The organism is uncultured Mucilaginibacter sp., from assembly GCF_937859865.1.
Classification (GTDB): Bacteria; Bacteroidota; Bacteroidia; order Sphingobacteriales; family Sphingobacteriaceae; genus Mucilaginibacter_A.
The window spans coordinates 49,536-64,761 of sequence record NZ_CALMAT010000046.1 but is presented as its reverse complement, the minus strand read 5'-3'; the positions used below and the strand labels follow the sequence as shown (position 1 = coordinate 64,761).

General features: G+C 40.1%; 11 protein-coding genes. 6 read left to right on the top strand and 5 right to left on the bottom strand.

The annotated features are described in order from the left end of the window. Positions 1 to 230, bottom strand: a 230-nt coding sequence (locus tag Q0192_RS05465) for an ATP-binding cassette domain-containing protein (RefSeq protein WP_299287278.1), incomplete at its 3' end; no start/stop codon positions are given. A gap of 273 nt (positions 231 to 503) precedes the next feature. Here Q0192_RS05465 and Q0192_RS05460 point away from each other — a divergent pair. The 6 genes from Q0192_RS05460 to Q0192_RS05435 all read left to right on the top strand — a co-directional run bounded on the left by Q0192_RS05460 (position 504) and on the right by Q0192_RS05435 (position 4,729). After that, complete coding sequence (locus Q0192_RS05460) at positions 504 to 695, top strand: hypothetical protein (protein ID WP_299287275.1); 192 nt, start codon at positions 504 to 506, stop codon at positions 693 to 695. Positions 696 to 1,101: 406 nt separating this feature from the next. Then, the gene (locus Q0192_RS05455) at positions 1,102 to 1,548 is read left to right on the top strand and encodes a YsnF/AvaK domain-containing protein (protein ID WP_299287272.1); all 447 of its coding nucleotides are present in this window, start codon (positions 1,102 to 1,104) and stop codon (positions 1,546 to 1,548) included. Between the two features lie 28 nt (positions 1,549 to 1,576). Next, a complete protein-coding gene (locus Q0192_RS05450; RefSeq protein ID WP_299287269.1) occupies positions 1,577 to 2,443 on the top strand; it encodes a YsnF/AvaK domain-containing protein in 867 nt (288 codons plus the stop codon). Between the two features lie 92 nt (positions 2,444 to 2,535). Then, positions 2,536 to 3,195 (top strand): OmpA family protein, encoded by a 660-nt coding sequence (locus tag Q0192_RS05445; protein ID WP_299287266.1) that lies wholly within the window; start codon positions 2,536 to 2,538, stop codon positions 3,193 to 3,195. Positions 3,196 to 3,225: 30 nt separating this feature from the next. Continuing rightward, positions 3,226 to 4,173 (top strand): PRC and DUF2382 domain-containing protein, encoded by a 948-nt coding sequence (locus Q0192_RS05440; protein ID WP_299287263.1) that lies wholly within the window; start codon positions 3,226 to 3,228, stop codon positions 4,171 to 4,173. A 121-nt stretch (positions 4,174 to 4,294) separates the two neighbouring features. Next, the gene (locus Q0192_RS05435; RefSeq protein ID WP_299287260.1) at positions 4,295 to 4,729 is read left to right on the top strand and encodes a DUF937 domain-containing protein; all 435 of its coding nucleotides are present in this window, start codon (positions 4,295 to 4,297) and stop codon (positions 4,727 to 4,729) included. Positions 4,730 to 5,214: 485 nt separating this feature from the next. On the opposite strand, the gene Q0192_RS05430 is transcribed toward Q0192_RS05435, so the two are convergent. The 4 genes from Q0192_RS05430 to Q0192_RS05415 all read right to left on the bottom strand — a co-directional run bounded on the left by Q0192_RS05430 (position 5,215) and on the right by Q0192_RS05415 (position 15,204). Then, positions 5,215 to 7,623: an ABC transporter permease gene (locus Q0192_RS05430; RefSeq protein ID WP_299287257.1), complete on the bottom strand. Its 2,409-nt coding sequence runs from the start codon at positions 7,621 to 7,623 to the stop codon at positions 5,215 to 5,217. A 100-nt stretch (positions 7,624 to 7,723) separates the two neighbouring features. After that, positions 7,724 to 10,093, bottom strand: coding sequence for an ABC transporter permease (locus Q0192_RS05425; protein WP_299287254.1), 2,370 nt, complete (start codon positions 10,091 to 10,093; stop codon positions 7,724 to 7,726). A gap of 137 nt (positions 10,094 to 10,230) precedes the next feature. After that, complete coding sequence (locus tag Q0192_RS05420) at positions 10,231 to 12,642, bottom strand: ABC transporter permease (protein ID WP_299287251.1); 2,412 nt, start codon at positions 12,640 to 12,642, stop codon at positions 10,231 to 10,233. 177 nt (positions 12,643 to 12,819) lie between these two features. Continuing rightward, positions 12,820 to 15,204 carry an ABC transporter permease gene (locus tag Q0192_RS05415; RefSeq protein WP_299287248.1) on the bottom strand — a complete coding sequence of 795 codons (2,385 nt, stop codon included), beginning with the start codon at positions 15,202 to 15,204 and terminating at the stop codon, positions 12,820 to 12,822. Between the last annotated feature and the right edge of the window lie 22 nt (positions 15,205 to 15,226).

Below are 15,226 nucleotides of genomic sequence, written 5' to 3'. Positions count from 1 at the left end.
CGCTGCTTTTCCTTCAGCTTAAAAACGGATTGCTCCATAAACAGGTATTCGCCTTCGGATGGTTCGTCAATCATCCCCAAAATGTGCAGCAAAGTTGATTTCCCGGAACCGGACGGGCCCATGATCGAGACAAATTCGCCTTCGTTGATGGTTAGGTTAATATCTTTTAATAAAAAAGTACGGTTTCCACCGGTAGAAATCCATTTGTAAATATGTTTTAGTTCGATCATTTTTCTTGGTTTACAGCTTTTAAATATTTCTGGAAAAACTTATTTCCGGCAAATGTACAGACAATGCAATACCAGAAACAGGAAAACCTGGTTTACAAGCGGTTATAAAAAATTATAAGATCAAAGTGTTCGGTAACGATACACGTGCTGTTTCGTTTTGATACAGATTTTATGGTGGTAAAAGAAGCATGGCTTTGGCGAAAGCCATTTAAATTGGATCAAGGCAATACATTCCTGTAAGAAATATTTACCTTGCTTTAAAATAAAAAAACCATGAAAAGATTTCTCACCTTGCTTACCGTGGCCTTAATGGCCTTTACCTTCAGTTTTGCACAAACAAAAAAAGATGGCACGCCTGATAAAAGGTTTAAAGGCAATAGATCGGTTAAGCAGAAACCGGTACCCATGACAAAAGCCAGTAAGCCAGACATGCGTTACAAAATGAATAAAAGCCCGAAACAGTAAACCTGATTTTAATCGGCAAATCAATAAAAAAGCGGTCTTGTTGCCGCTTTCTTTGTTTCTTATACATTTTTATTTTTTGTCCTTTTTGATTGTTTTTCTGCTTTTTACAAGTGCAAAAACCCGTTGCGGCAGCATTATTAACCGATAAAAAATGGACAACACAAGATTGGACTTTTATTTTTTTTATTGAAAAAATAATAAAAATTACTTGCATTGGTATTTTAAAATGATAATTTTTTGAACTTAAACCTGTATAAAAGTTAAAATTATTCCTAAATTTTATAAATATCTTAAAAAAAGGGTTAGTGCTTTCTTAATTAAAAAAAACAAATTTCTTTGGTTTTTCTTTAAGTGATTGTGAATTAGGAAATATACTTTTTCTAATTCAAAAAATAAAGACATTACCATGAACAGTATTACCCAGTTTGACGATCAGGCCAATCAGCAAAAGGCGGAAGGGCAAGAATTGACAACTTCAAAAATTCCTATTTTAGAAGAACGCTTGCAAATTGGAATAAAACAAGTTGAAACCGGCACGGTGCAATTGCATAAAAGGGTTGTTTCTCACGAAGTAAGCCAAGATATTGCTGTTACGCATGACGAAGTTGAAATTGAACGCATACCTGTCAACCAATATGTAGAAACTGCGCCAGCCATCCGGTACGAGGGCGATACCACCATAATTTCGGTGGTAAAAGAAGTATTGGTGGTTGAAAAACGGCTGATGGTGGTTGAAGAACTTCATCTCACCAAAAAACAAGTTGTTTCTACAACCACGGTAAATGAAACCCTTCGCAAAGAAGAGGTTGAAATAAATCGGACGGACTTAAATAACACTATACCAAATCAATAATAATTAATTAAACTAAAAATCAGTAATCATGTCACAAACAGTAATTGGAATTTTCGATTATACAAGTGAAGCTCAAGAAGCAGTTAATCACCTTGTAAGCAATGGTTTTAGCAGAGAAAATGTTGACATTTCTTCCCGCGCACAAACCGAAAACAGTTCAACAACTACTTCAACCGGCTATTCAGACCAGGATGACGATTCGCACAGCGGTGTAAGTGGCTTTTTCAGCAACTTATTTGGAACAGGCGATGATGCCAGCAAATTTACCGAAGTAGGCAGCAAAGGTTCTATCGTTACGGTACATGCAAAATCTGCCGACGAAGCAGAATCAGCAGCCCGTATTTTAGATAATTTTGGTGCAATTGACGTTGACGACCGTGCAGAACAATACAGAAGCGGCAACACTGCTGCTACTGGCACTACCAGAAATACCAATGATGCAGATTCTATCAAAATTATTGAAGAAAGAATGCAGGTTGGAAAACGCGAAGTAGAAACAGGCGGTGTGCGTTTACGCAGCCGGATTGTAGAACAAGCCGTACAAGAAAACGTACGTTTACGTTCTGAGCGTGTACATGTGGCACGTACAAATGTTAGCCGCCCGGCAACAGAAGCTGACCTGGCCAATTTTAAAGATGCAACTATCGAAATGACCGAACATGCAGAAGTGCCGGTTGTAGGTAAAGAAGCTTTTGTTACCGGTGAAGTTTCATTAGAAAAAGAAGTACAGGAAAACAATGAAACTGTACAAGGCACCGTACGCAAAACTGAAGTTGACACAGAAAATGTAACCAGCAAAGATGCTACGATAACCAATCAAAGCAGCAATGTTTCTTCCGGCTTAAATAGCGGAAGCACTTCAACCGGAACAGATAAAGACGGTTTTTATAAATAAACTTAATAAAAGCGAAAGCTTATTTAAAGCGCCAGCCAGTAATTATGCTGGCGCTTTATTTTTTAAATCTTTAACCTAAACAATTATTAATCATGGCAGAATTAAACGTACAACCCAAAAAAAATAACTCCTGGTGGATCTGGGTCTTGTTATTACTCATCTTACTTGGCTTATTATTTTTCTTCTTAAAAGGCTGTAACAACAAAACCGGTACAGGCACCAAACAAGATTCAACCGCAAGCAACAGCACTGATGGTACTTCCAATAAAGCTATTGCAACCACAGCGCCGGCAGATTCTAATCAAATTGATTTTAACTCACCAAAAGCAAACTATCAGGAAATCACGGATACAAGCATCAGTGTGCGTGGCAACAACAACTATAGCATTTATGGTTTAGGCGAAGATATTTTGTTTGATAAAGACAAATCCACACTTAAAGGTAGTGCACAAACTCAGTTGAAAATGATTTCAGCGTCTTTGGCCAAACGTTTTAAAGGTGCCAATATCACGGTTTACGGACATACAGATTCTACCGGAACTGCAAGTCACAACAAACAATTGGGCGCAGAACGTGCAGAAGCAGTGCGTAACTGGTTTGTTAAAAACGGGGCAATTGCAGATCAAAGTATTGCGGTAAAATCTTTTGGCGCAAGCAACCCGGTAGCTTCAAACGCAACACCAGAAGGCAGACAGCAAAACCGTAGTGTAGCCATTGTGGCAGCACCAGCCAAACCTGCCGGAACTAAATAAACCATTTTTTAAATTTTAAATTGAATTACCATGGCAACTAACGAATATGGCTCAAATGCACAATTACTGGCATTAAGCGGAAGTGATTTTGAAATTGCAGACGGACAACCAAACATTAAAGGTTGGGACGTAAAAGATGCACAAGGAAAACAAATTGGCGATGTAGATGATCTAATCTTCAACCCAAATAACGACAAAGTTGTATATCTTGTAGTAGACCAGGATGATAACGAATTGGATCTTACTGAAGATAAAAAGGTATTAATACCGATTGGTTTAGCCGAATTGCACGAAAAAGATGACGATGTAATTTTATCATCTATAACTGCTGCACAGTTGAACCAGCTTCCTGCTTACGAAAAAGGAAACATCACCTCTGAAACAGAAAGTACAATACGAAATGTTTTGGGCGGAGGAGCAGTAGCAGCTGGAGCAGCAGCGTTAACAGGAAAAGAGGATTTTTATCAGCATGAACACTTTAACGATGATAAATTATACGGCCGTCGGCAGCAAAAAACAGCTGATTTAACTTCTGCCGATCAAACCACCACTTCTATCCCTGTAATTGAAGAAAAAATGGAAGTTGGCAAACGCGAAGTGGAAACAGGCGGTGTGCGTTTAAAAAGCCGTGTAGTACAAGAGAAGGTTCAGGAAAACGTAAATTTGCGTTCTGAGCATGTACGCGTAGAAGAAACTCCTATAAACCGCCCTGCAACAGCAGCCGATTTGGAAACTTTTAAAGAAGGGACCATCGAGATGAAAGAATATGCAGAAGTGCCAGTAGTAAGCAAAGAAGCATTTGTTACCGGTGAAGTTTCTTTGGAAAAAGAAGTGGAAGAAAGAGACGAAACCGTACAAGGAACCGTTCGGAAAACTGAAGTTGAAACCGAAAACTTTACAGAGGATTCAACAAAACTTACCAATAATCCAACTAAGCTTTCGGGTGAAGAAGGAAGTGGTAATACTTTTAACAAATAGTTTTATATCATCATCAACAAAATCGCCGACTATTACAGTTGGCGATTTTTGTATGATAAAAGAAGCATTGGTATTAAAACAATAATTATTAAGGATAATTTCATTTTAAAAACTCAAAATCATGTTCGATCAAATATTAAATTTAGTTAAAGACCATATGGGCAGCAACCCAGAACTTTCATCTGCCATACCAGCAGGGCAAGAAGATGCCGTTCATCAGGAAATTGCAAGCCATGTAGCCAACGGGTTGCAAAACCAGGCATCGAGTGCAGGCGGTGCCGGTGGTTTAATGTCAATGTTGTCAGGCGGAATTGGTTCCGGAAGCCCGATCACTAGTGCGATAGAAGGCGGTTTGGTAGGCAGCTTGGGCACTAAATTTGGCTTGCCACCATTGGCCACCGGTGCTATTGCCGCAGCTTTGCCAGGTTTGCTGCAAAAATTTGCCAACAAAGCAAACGACCCAAATGATTCCAGCATTACCCAAGACAGCATGACCAGTGCTTTTTCAGGTGGCAGCGGTGGCCTTGGCGGAATGTTGGGCGGCATGTTTAAATAATAAGTTTTAGCTGATAGCTTTAAGCCATCAGCAATCAGTTGAATGCCAATTTTAAAAGCATGATACTGATTGTTGATGGCTTCTTTGTTTTATATTGAAATCAAGTTTACCACCAGATTAGCCAATGCTTTTTTTATCGGTATATTTTTGGTGTGAGGTTTCAGGTATGAGGCTTTGCAATTCGCTAATGCCTCAAAGCTAATTGCCAATGCTTCTTTTATCGGTATATTTTGGGTAAAAGGTACGAGGCTTTAGGTATGAGGCTTTGCAATTCGCTGCTACCACAAAGCTAATTGTTAATGCTTCTTTTATCGGTATATTTTGGGTAAAAGGTACGAGGCTTTAGGTATGAGGCTTTGTAATTCGCTGCTACCACAAAACTAATTGTTGATGCTTCTTTTATCGGTATTTTTTTGGTACGAGGTGTGAGGTTTCAGGTAAGAGGACTTGCAAGTTCCTAAAACCTGATACCTATTACCCCAAACCTATTCACTTCTCAAACTCTTTATTGGATTAGCCAATGCCGCTTTTACAGTTTGCAATGCAATTAAAAGCGCAGTAACCAGCGTAAGCAAAGCAATAGCAATCAAAAACGGATTTGCGGAAATCGTAATCCGGTAAACATAATCGCTTAACCATTTTTGCATGATAAAAAAAGCAATCGGGCAAGCTGCCAATGCTGAAAGTACAATAGTTCCCAAAAAATCTTTTAAAAATAGTACAATAATACCAGCGACTGACGAACCTAATACTTTCCGAATCCCGATTTCTTTTGTCCGTTTTTGGATGCTTTGTGCAATCAACCCTAAAATTCCCAATAAAGCAATAATAATGGCCAAAGCAGTTGCTAAGTAAGAAGCCTTTTGCAACTGGATTTCGGTTTGATATAATTTTCGCAGCGCATCATCCATAAAATTATATTCAAAAGGCGCATCAGGTAGGAGAGTTGCCCATTTCTTTTGCACGGCTTCCAGGTTTTGCTGCATATTTCCAGGCTTCAACTTAATGGAGAAGTAACGATAAAGATTAGAAAAGTTAACGTTGACGAAAGTAGCGGGTTGGATTTGCTGCTGCATGGAACCAAAATGAAAATCGGCAGTAACACCGCAAACGGTGAACGAATTTTGATTTCCGGTGATGCGGATTTGTTGTCCGATCGCCATTTGCGGATCGTTCCAGCCCATCGCTTTTGCTTGTGTTTCGTTGATCACCACTTTTGCAGAATCTGATGGCGTATATACTTCAGTAAAAAAACTACCTGCTTTTAACGGGATGTCATAAGTAGCTGCAAACTGGTTATCAGTTGCTAATGCTTGCGTAATGATTGCTTTTGTAGAATCCTGGCTTTGCTTATACACCTGAAACCCGCCGCCATTCATTCCATCAGGTATTTCCCAAGAAAGCGAAACGCTACTTATTTGAGGAGTTTGGGCGAGTTGCGTGCGTATCTGTTCCATCTTTTGCACGCCTTTGCGCGACCAATCCCGCGGGACAGAAGCATAAACCACGTAATCTTTATTGTAACCCAGGTTTTTGCTGAAGAAAAGTTTGACTTGCTGAGAGATAATCAGCGCGCCAACAAAAACGATAACCGCAATCGCAAACTGGAAAGCAACTAACAATTTCCGCATCAACACGCTTTCTTTAACCGAGTTTACTTTTCCTTTTAAAGAATCAACTGATTTTAAAGAGGCCAAAACAAAGGCCGGATAAACGCCCGATAGTAAACCTATAAAAAGTGCCAGTAAAAAAGGTATCAGAAAAAAGTAAGCCGGGAAGGCAAAAAGGCTTTGAATATCTTTCCCTAAAACATCATTAAAAAACGGCCTTGCAATGGTGTAAATGATTAATGCAAAAACTGTAGCCAGCAAAACCAGTAAAGTAGATTCGATCAGGAACTGCCAAACCAATTGCTTTTTCATCCCGCCTAAAACTTTGCGGATGCCCATTTCTTTCATTCGCGCAGAAGATTGGCTGATACACATATTGATAAAATTGACGACAGCCATCAACAAAATGAAAAGCGCAATGGAAGATAATGTGTACAACATCTTTTTTACCACGCCATTATTGGCCGATAAGTAATAAGTTTTTAACGGAACCAGATAAGGCGTTAAATTTTGTTGAATTTGAACTATTGTATTTTTCCTGAGCAGGTTTTTTATTGGTTTTTCTAAGTCAACTGGTTTTACGCCAGGTTGTAATTCTATGTAGCCCACCAAGCCAGTATTGCTCCAGCCATCTACCGTTCTGCCCATAAATTTGGCGGCACTTACCGGAAGAAAAAAATCGTTGTTATTGTTGTCGTTTAGGTTGAGAACAGAATTTTTGTTTGCTTCTTTTAATACACCGGAAATGGTAAAACTATGTTTTGACCCGGAGAAATTTTCGATTGTGATCGTTTGTCCAACTACATCTGTCTTTCCAAAATATTTGATGGCTTTAGCTGCCGTAACCACTACCGAAAAAGGGTCGGTAAAAACAGTATGCGCATCGCCATGCAACAAACTAAAACCATACATAGTAAGCAAAGTACTGTCGCCAATTTGGATATGTTCCCGAAAATGTTTTTCGCCTTTTGATATGGTTGAAGTAACACCATCCCAATGGTAATAATTGGCCACCAGGTTTGGATAATCTGTTTTTAAAGCTTTCGGCAATCCTGCCAAAGTACCCAACTCAAAACCCATGTTTGGGTCTTTCCATTTACTCTGGATGATGTATTGTTGATCGGCATTTTTCAACTGGTGGTTCACCTGCAACTCGCCCCAAACGTAAGCGCCAATCAACAGCGTAAAAGCAATACCGGTTGATAAACCGACAATATTTACCAGCGAAAAAACACGGTTTTTGATGATGTTTCGCCAGGCGATTTTGATGTAGTTTTTAAACATGGTTTTAGTTTTTTAGCTGATGCTTCTTTTATCGATACTTTTTTGGTGTGAGGTTTCAGGTACGAGGCTTTGCAATTTGCTGATGCCTCAAACCCCAAACCTACTCACTCCTCAGACTTTTTACTGGATTGGCCAATGCTGCTTTTACCGCCTGAAAACTAACGGTAATTAAGGCGATAATGATAGTTAAAGCCCCAGCTAAAGCAAACATCCACCAGCTAATGCTGATTTTATAAGCATAGTTACTTAACCACATTGCCATTGCCCACCAGGTAAGAGGTGAGGCAATGATTATTGCAACAATAACAAGCTTTAAAAAGTCTGCTGACATTAACTGCACAATTCCGATTACGGTAGCGCCCAGTACTTTGCGGATGCCAATTTCTTTGGTTCGTTGTTCGGCAGTAAACATCACAAGGCCTAACAAACCCAAACACGAAATGAAGATGGCTAAGAAAGCAAAGGCATTAGAGAACTTATTTACAATCTGTTCATTTCTATACAGCTTTTGATATTCTTCATTAGAGAAAGAATAAGAAAACGGAAACTGCGGATTGAACTTTTTGCAAAGTGCTTCAAGACTTGCCAATGCCTCTTTGGTTTTGCCCGGTTGTGTACGGATTAAAATATCGCCATAGCCATATCTTTCTCCAAACCTCATAATTAATGGTTGTATCTGCTCATGTAATGACCGGAAATGAAAGTCTTTTAAAACACCGATGATCGTCCCCTTACGGCCGTTCATCGTCAAGGTGCGTTCTACAGGATGAGCATAACCCATCTTTTGGGCTGCTGTTTCATTAATGAGATAAGCATTGGAATCTGTGGGAAAGTTCTTAGAAAAATCTCGCCCACCTGCCAATTTTAGTTTCATGGTTTGTACAAAATCATAACCCGCAACTGGTTGTTCAAAAGAAATCATGGTGGTTGCATCTCGTCCTTCCCAATCAACAGCATTAGTTTGTGAGTCAAAATTTGTTGGATTATCTGATACGCAACTTATATTTTGTATGCCGGGCTTTTTTAAAGCTTCATTTTTCCATGTTGCATACTTATTTACAAGTTCACCTTCTATCGGAACATAAATTAAGTTTTCGCGGTCGTATCCTAAGTTTCTTGTTTGTATAAAGTTCACTTGTTTTGAAACTACGATTGTGCCAATGATGAGCACCATAGAAAGAACAAACTGAAATACCACTAAACCTTTACGAAACCATATTGCACCGTTGCTAAGCTTAACCGTTCCTTTTAAAACTTTTACCGGGTTGAAAGAAGATAAAAACAAAGCCGGGTAACTTCCTGAAATCAATCCAGTGATCAATGTGATTGCAACAAGCTTCAACCAAAAAACAGCATCACCAAAAGGTACTGCCATTTGCTTTTGCGTAATCTCGTTAAAGACAGGCAAAAGCAAAGTCATTAGCATCAATGCAACAATCACAGCGAATGCAGTAAGCATCAGCGATTCGCCAATAAACTGTTTGATCAATACCGAACGCAAGGCACCAACCGCTTTACGCACGCCAACCTCTCTTGCTCTTTTTATTGAACGTGCAGTAGTAAGGTTCATGAAATTGATACAAGCAATCAGCAAAATAAAAATCGCAACCAGGCTAAAAAGATGAACATATTCAATACGTCCGCCAATAATTTTTCCATCTTTAAAAATGTTATGCAGGTAAACCTCATCAAATTTTTGCAACCCAAGTTCTATACGATGAGCTTTGCTTTGATTTTTATAGGTGTCCAGGAAATGGGTAAGCTTCTTATCAACCAAAGCCGGGTTTGCACCCTGACGTAATAATAGATAAGTTAACGGCCCACTTGCTTCCCAGCTTTTCGCCCAGAGGTTGTCTTGCTGCAAGGCTTCCCAACTGATGGCATAATCAAATTTGCGGGATGCATTTGCAGGTAAATCTTGAAACACGGCAGTTACAATAAAATCCCTTTTGTTATCAAAGCGGATAGTTTTGCCCATGGCATTTTGCGTAGTACCAAAAAACTGATTAGCAATTTTTTTTGAGATGGATATATTTACTGTTGAACTTAGCGCTGTTTTAGACGTGCCCTGCAAAAGAGGATAGCTAAACATGCTAAATAACTCTGCACCTGCACCGGTTCCTTCCACTTTCAAGATTTTGTTACCTACCAGGAAAGTAGCCTTGTGATTCTCTTCTTGTAGCATAACCGCATCTTCAACTTCTGGTATTGTCTTCTTAAGTTCTTCTGCTAAAAGTCCGGGTGTATCATAATCACCGTTTATGTTATGGTTATAGTACTCACGCTCATACACTTTGTACAACCTTGCACCGTTTTTATGAAAGGCATCAACGCTTAACTCATTTTGTACCCAAAGCAGGATAAGCAAGCTGCAACCTATACCTACAGACAAACCTGCAATATTGATAAAGGAATGAACCTTGTTCTTAATGAGGTTACGCCAGGCGGTTTTGAAATAATTGCTAAGCATGATTTTTAGTTTTTAGCTGTCAGCAATCGGCTGTCAGCTTCTTTTATAGTTAAATATTTGGTGCGAGGTGTGAGGTTTCAGGTACGAGGCTTTGCAAAGTGGCTGATTGCTGAAAGCCGATAGCTGACAGCTTCCCTTCACTCACTCCTTAAACTCTTTACCGGATTGGCCAATGCTGCTTTCACCGCCTGAAAACTGATGGTGAACAAAGCAATCAGGACAGCCAGCAATCCGGCCAAAGCAAAAATCCACCAACGGATTTCAATACGATAAGCAAAGTCCTGCAGCCATTGTTGCATGGCAAAATAAGATGCGGGAAACGCAATTACGCAGGCAACCAATACCAATTTGATGAAATCTTTGGAAAGCAAAGTGGTAACGCTGGCAACCGATGCACCCAAAACTTTGCGGATTCCGATTTCTTTGGTGCGTTGTTCGGTAGTGTAAATGGCCAAACCAAATAAACCTAAACAAGCCACCAAGATGGTCAGCATGGTGAAAATATTGAGGATACGGCCAGTTTTTTCTTCTGCCGAATACGTTTTGTTGTACAGTTCGTTGATAAAAGAATAAGTAAAAGGTTCATCTACATTAAACTTTTCCCATTGCTGTTTCATGGTTGACAAAAGGCCGGGAACATCGCCGGTTTTTATTTTAAATATCAAACCCGGTTCTGGGTTTAGTACCATAAATAAAGGTGTAATCGCTTCGTGTAAAGATTTGAAGTGAAAATCCTTTACCACGCCAATCACGCGGTAACTTACTTTTTGGACTTTGTCGCCTTTAATCCAGGTAATGTTTTGGCCGATGCTATTATCTTTAAAACCAAATGCATTGGCAGCAGCTTCATTAATAATTACTGCAGAAGAATCAGTTGGAAAGGACTTTGAGAAATTTCTGCCTGCGGTTATTTGCATCCCAAAAGTTGGAATGTACTGCTCGTCTACATCAAAACGATTTGTCCGCATCATCGAATTTTCTTTTCCGTTTGGATAAATCAAGGAATTGTTGCCATTGGTCGGCCCGGCCGGTTTGTACCCGGAAACGGTCGCATTCAAAATCCGTGGGTCTTTCAGCATCTCTTCTTTAAAAACCCGTTCGTTTTTCCCCAAAGCCCAGGAATTGGGCAGTACCAGCAATTGTTCTTTGTTGTAGCCCAGCTTTTTGTTGCGGATAAATTGCATTTGCTGGTAAACCACTAAAGTGCTCACAATCAAACTGACCGAAATAAAGAACTGAAAAACAACCAGGCCACTGCGCAAACCAAAGCTTTTAGTGCTTCCGCCAAGTTTACCTTTAATGATGGCAATGGGTTTAAAAGAAGAAAGAAAAAACGCCGGATAAATGCCCGCCAAAATACCGACCAGCAGGCCGAGAGCAATAAAAGCTGCCCAGGGTTTTAGGGCAAAGCCTAAGCTCAGGCTTTTACCAGACAGCTCATTGAACGCCGGCAATACCAACTGAACGCATAAGATGGAAACGATCAACGCCATAAACGCCAGCAGCACGGATTCTAACAAAAACTGTTTAACAAGTTCCGGTTTTCCTGAACCGATTACTTTGCGGATGCCTACTTCTTTAGCCCGTTTGGATGCGCTTGCTGTAGAAAGGTTGATGAAGTTGATGCAGGCGGTCAGCAAAACAAAAATAGCGATGGCGCCAAAAATATAAACGTACTTGATATCGCCGCCCGGCTCTAATTCATAGTTGCTTTGTGAATGCAAATGAATATCGGTTAAAGGCTGCAAAGCAAAACCAAGCTCGTTGCCTTTGGTACGAAACTGCGACAAGCTCATGCCCATGGATTGCGCTATTTGTGGCCCCATGTATTTCTCTACCATTCCCGGCAGTTTGGCTTCTAATTTTTTGTAATCGTAACCATCTTTCAAAAGTAGGTAAGTAAAAAAGTTAGAAGCCATCCAAGTTGGTTCTTTGGCTTCGGGCAAACTTTGCATCGAACCAAATAGATCAAAATGAAAATGTGAATTGGTTGGGATTGCAGCAATCACGCCGGTTACTTTATATAAATCCTTGTTGTTTAGGGTGAGTATTTTCCCAATCGGGTCTTCCTTTCCAAAATAGCGGTTTGCCGTTTCCTGGGTAATTACCACTGTGTTGGTTTGCTGCAATGCTGTTTTTACATCACCTTTTATCAGCGGCAGCGTAAACACTTTAAAAAAGTTGGCATCTGCCAAAGCCATGCTTTCTTCTTTAAAGGTTTTGTTGGCATAAGTAACTTTTGGTTTGCCCACTTCGCGCAGCCGTGTGGCTTCTTCCACTTCCGGGTAATCGTTTTTCATCGTTTGTGCAACGGGCGGCATTACAGTGGCTTCAAATATTTTTCCGCCATTGATATTTGCCTTAAAAACCACGCGGACAATTCGATCCGCTTGCGTGTTAAAGCGGTCATAACTCAGTTCATCCTGCACAAACAGCATGATGATAAAGCAAACCGAGATCCCGATGGACAAGCCCAGGATATTGATGGCCGAAAAACTTTTGTTCCTCCAAAAGTTTCGGAAAGCGATTTTGATATAGTTTTTGAACATGGGATTTGGTTTTTAGCTGATGCTTCTTTTATCGGTATATTTTTGGTGCGAGGTGTGAGGTTGCAGGTACTAAACTTTACAAGTTGCTGATGCTTCTTTTATCGGTGTTTTTTTGGTGCGAGGAATGAGGCTTTGCAAAGGCTGATGGCTAAAAGCCGATAGCCGATAGCTTTTTCCCTATTCACTCCGCAAGCTCTTAACCGGATTGGCCAATGCTGCTTTTACCGCCTGAAAACTGACGGTGGCCAGGGCGATAACCAAGGCAATTCCTGCTGCAACAGCAAATAACCACCAGCTTAACTCTGTTCGGTAAGCAAAGCTTTGCAGCCATTTGCTCATTATTAGCAAACTTAAAGGCGTTGCAATCATGGCGGCAACGGCTACCAGCAAGATGAAATTCCCGGAAAGTAACTGCACAATATCACTTGTACTGGCACCCAACACTTTGCGAATACCAATTTCTTTTACCCGTTGCCTTGCAAAAAGCGCAATCAAACCAAACATGCCCATGGCAGCAATAAAAAGGGTTATGGTAGCCACATAATTGGTTACTTTTAAAATCCCATTTAGCAAAGCGTATTGCTGGTCGGCCAAATCACTCATATATTTATAAGAAAAGGCGCGGCGGGGGTTTATCGCGTTAAATTCCTTTTCAAGTTTTGTAAAGATGTTTGCCGCATGTTTCGGGTCAATCCTCAAACTTAAATATTTGTAGTTTACGCTTTGCTTGCCTGCGTAACTGTGAATAATTGGCTCGATACTTTCGCTCAACCTGCGGTAATGGAAATCTTCCATTACACCAATTACGTTATAAACTTCATTGCTGACGCCTTTTGGTTTTAACTGTTTGCCAATGGCTGTTGTCCACCCCAAAGCTTTCATGGCCGAACGGTTGATGATAACGTTGCTTTTTTCGTTGGTATCTGCAACGTTTTTAAAATTACGCCCTTCTACCAATGGAATTTGGTAAGTATCAATCAAACCGGCATCGGTAGCAGCTTGTCGTAAACTCACTTCTTTGCCTGTGGCCGGATCGTAATAAGTATTATAATTTTGCTGATATGTGGTTGGAATGGTGTAACTGGTAGAGATGTTTTTGATGTAAGGATTGTTCCGAAGATCATTCAAAACGGCATCAAAACGGGCAGTTGCTACGGCAGGATTTTTAAAAGCTAGGTCAAGCGGAACAACCAAAACGTTTTCCTGGTTGTAGCCGGGAGAAGCTTTTTTCATGAACGACATTTGCCTGTTCAAAATTAGCGTAACACCAATAAAAATAATGGCCAGCGTAAACTGAAGCGTGATCAAAGCATTTCGGGTGATAAAGTTGCTGTTGTTATTGCTCAGTTTTCCTTTTACCGTATCGGTTATTTTGATAGAAGTTAAATACAAGGCCGGATAACTTCCGGCAAGTATCACAACTAAAGTTCCTGTAAAAAGAATGACCAATGTTAGCGGATAATCTTTTACCAAATCAAAAGACAGTTCCGAAAAATTGCTTTTGACCATTTGGTTGATTTGAGCAAGCAACACAAAACGGAACAGCAAAAAGGCCAGCAACAGCGAAGTAAATACGAGGATGGCATTTTCCACACAAAACTGCCACACAATTTGCATTTTGCTGCTACCTACTATTTGCTTCACCGCTACTTCTTTTGCCCGATTAAACATGGTGGCCATATTCAGGTTGATAAGGTTGGCCACAATAATTAGCAGGATAAAAACAGCACTGCCGGTAGCGCCTTTGATGATTACACTAATGGTATCGCCGGATTCTGCTTTAACCAAATCTTCAAAAGGCGCTAATTTTATACGCTGGTTTTTGTTGTCGGCAGCATAATTGGTTTTTACAATTTGATTGATTTGATAAGTGATGCGCTTTTTGTTGGCACCGGGCTTCAGCAATAAATAGTTTTCGGCAAAGGTGTTGTACCAGTTGGCCATACTTACAAACCCGGGGTTGGTTTTCAATAAATTTATACTGAGAATAACCGTCGGACGAAGCGTTGCATTGGCCGGAATGGGTTTTAAAACGCCGGTAACCGTGAGTTGCGTAGTATCATCAGCGGTAATGGTTTTTCCTACGGGATTGACTTTTCCAAACAGTTTTTCGGCAGTTTCGTGGCTCAGTACCACATCATATTTTCCGCTTAAAGCCGTTGCTGCGTTTCCTGATTCAAACGGAAAAGAAAAAACTTTAAAAAAGCCTGTTTCCCCATAAATGGTATTGTCCTGGAATTCTTTATCCTGATATTTTAACCATGGAGAGTGAAAGCTTTGTACGTGCGTTGCCGCTTCTACATCGGGACAAGCTTTCACAATTTCATCCAACAGCGGAAAAGGGGTTTGATTATAACCTTCGCCAGATTTTGAATAGGTTTTTAAATAAACCAACCGCTCCTGGTTTTTAAAAATACTGTTGGTCGTTAAATATTCATAAACCAACAGCGAAAGTACCATCACGCTGGCCAGTCCTAACGTAAGGCCAATCAGGTTAATCAATGTAAAACTTGTGTTTTTTAACAAGTTGCGGTAGCCTGTTTTAAAATAGATTTTGAACATGATTGTAGGTTTTTTGCTGATG

Bases quoted from the DNA above. Each gene is read 5' to 3' on its own strand.
- Q0192_RS05460 (WP_299287275.1), top strand. From the start codon at position 504: ATGAAAAGATTTCTCACCTTGCTTACCGTGGCCTTAATGGCCTTTACC.
- Q0192_RS05455 (WP_299287272.1), top strand. From the start codon at position 1,102: ATGAACAGTATTACCCAGTTTGACGATCAGGCCAATCAGCAAAAGGCG.
- Q0192_RS05450 (WP_299287269.1), top strand. From the start codon at position 1,577: ATGTCACAAACAGTAATTGGAATTTTCGATTATACAAGTGAAGCTCAA.
- Q0192_RS05445 (WP_299287266.1), top strand. From the start codon at position 2,536: ATGGCAGAATTAAACGTACAACCCAAAAAAAATAACTCCTGGTGGATC.
- Q0192_RS05440 (WP_299287263.1), top strand. From the start codon at position 3,226: ATGGCAACTAACGAATATGGCTCAAATGCACAATTACTGGCATTAAGC.
- Q0192_RS05435 (WP_299287260.1), top strand. From the start codon at position 4,295: ATGTTCGATCAAATATTAAATTTAGTTAAAGACCATATGGGCAGCAAC.
- Q0192_RS05430 (WP_299287257.1), bottom strand. From the start codon at position 7,623: ATGTTTAAAAACTACATCAAAATCGCCTGGCGAAACATCATCAAAAAC.
- Q0192_RS05425 (WP_299287254.1), bottom strand. From the start codon at position 10,093: ATGCTTAGCAATTATTTCAAAACCGCCTGGCGTAACCTCATTAAGAAC.
- Q0192_RS05420 (WP_299287251.1), bottom strand. From the start codon at position 12,642: ATGTTCAAAAACTATATCAAAATCGCTTTCCGAAACTTTTGGAGGAAC.
- Q0192_RS05415 (WP_299287248.1), bottom strand. From the start codon at position 15,204: ATGTTCAAAATCTATTTTAAAACAGGCTACCGCAACTTGTTAAAAAAC.